The sequence below is a fragment of the Dactylosporangium sp. NPDC005555 genome (assembly GCF_040605635.1).
Taxonomy (GTDB): domain Bacteria; phylum Actinomycetota; class Actinomycetes; order Mycobacteriales; family Micromonosporaceae; genus Dactylosporangium.
The window spans coordinates 1-1,257 of the sequence record NZ_JBEXDG010000181.1 but is presented as its reverse complement, the minus strand read 5'-3'; the positions used below and the strand labels follow the sequence as shown (position 1 = coordinate 1,257).

The 1,257-nt window shown below is 33.6% G+C and carries 1 protein-coding gene and 1 pseudogene; both read right to left on the bottom strand.

Annotated features, from left to right (window positions below; all coding sequences use genetic code 11):
* Positions 1-48: 48 nt before the first annotated feature.
* Positions 49-261 (bottom strand): heavy-metal-associated domain-containing protein, encoded by a 213-nt coding sequence (locus ABZS58_RS51395; protein WP_354792155.1) that lies wholly within the window; start codon positions 259-261, stop codon positions 49-51.
* A 721-nt stretch (positions 262-982) separates the two neighbouring features.
* Positions 983-1,257 (bottom strand): annotated as a pseudogene (locus ABZS58_RS51390) (hypothetical protein); the annotation flags it as partial.

Here is a 1,257-nt window from a genome sequence, read left to right as displayed (position 1 = left end):
CATTTTTTTCCTTTATTCAATTTATAGTGGTATCTTTCCTGGTATAAATCACACAACAGTTACTTTGCTACTCAAAACAGGATATCCAAGTTTCTCAACCTTGCTGATAAGTTCATCAGTACTGACAACATTTTCGTCAAATTCTGCTTTAACTTTTGATGCATTGAAAAGTACTTTTGCATTTGCTACGCCTTTAGTTGTAGTCATTGCAGCTTCGATTTTTGCCATACAAGATGGGCAGCTTAATTCATTGAGTCTCATAATTACTTTTGACATAAGATTTACCTCTTTCTCTTTCTTTATAAATTAATTATAGCTCGTCAGTACTAACAAAAAATTGATATCTATCAAGAATAACAGTTTTATTTTTTTATCTACAAAATGATAAAATTTCTCAACTCTCTTTTTTAACGCTGAATAACCTGATATGAGGAGCGTAAAGTAGCATCAACTAGAGTCTACCGAGACGGTCCGCGGAACGGTGTTTAAATTATTCCCTAATTTTGCCTGTATAAAATTAAAAGATCAAATCCATTAGTCACTTTTTGTAAGCGTCCTTCATCCATAAAATGTTTGAAGTGCTCTGAAAACGACATATACCTTCTTACCTGATAATCCTCCTATCTAGTAAATGTGCGAGTTTCCCTTTTTTAAATAATTGTCATTTGGAACTCACTATCTATTTTTATAAAAAAGTTATATTGAGATAGCTATCAAAGCTTTTAAATAAGTTCAAATCCCTAACTTGCTACATTGCCTGCGATAGTCTACTTCACGACCTCAAATTCAATCTCGTATTGAACGTCCCTATTAGCAAGGAAAACTTTAATTGTAAAGATTCTAGAAGCCATCGAAAATGTCTCGATGATTTTATCAAATTATTTTTGATAAAGTTATTATAAAATTTATTGATACCAAAAAATTAATTCCTCTCAAAAAAAAAGAAAACAAACCGCGTAAATTTTGGTTTGTTTCCATTCTTCTATTTCTCTCGATACCTAATCAGTCGCATGCCATTGACAATGACGATGAGGATACTAGCTTCGTGGACGAACATACCTGTTCCCATGTTGACGAAACTAGGTACTAAGCCTGTACCTCCAAGGATTAGACTAGCCAGTAAAAAGAGCACAACTACAATCGCAATCACAATATTTTGTGTCATGTTGGCAACCGTGCGTTTACTTAAACCATATGCGTGGACAAGTTCATCAAAACTAGACTTCATTAGCACGATATCGGACGTTTCAATCGCAG

Coding starts and splice junctions, on each gene's coding strand:
- ABZS58_RS51395 (WP_354792155.1), bottom strand. CDS start 261: ATGAGACTCAATGAATTAAGCTGCCCATCTTGTATGGCAAAAATCGAA.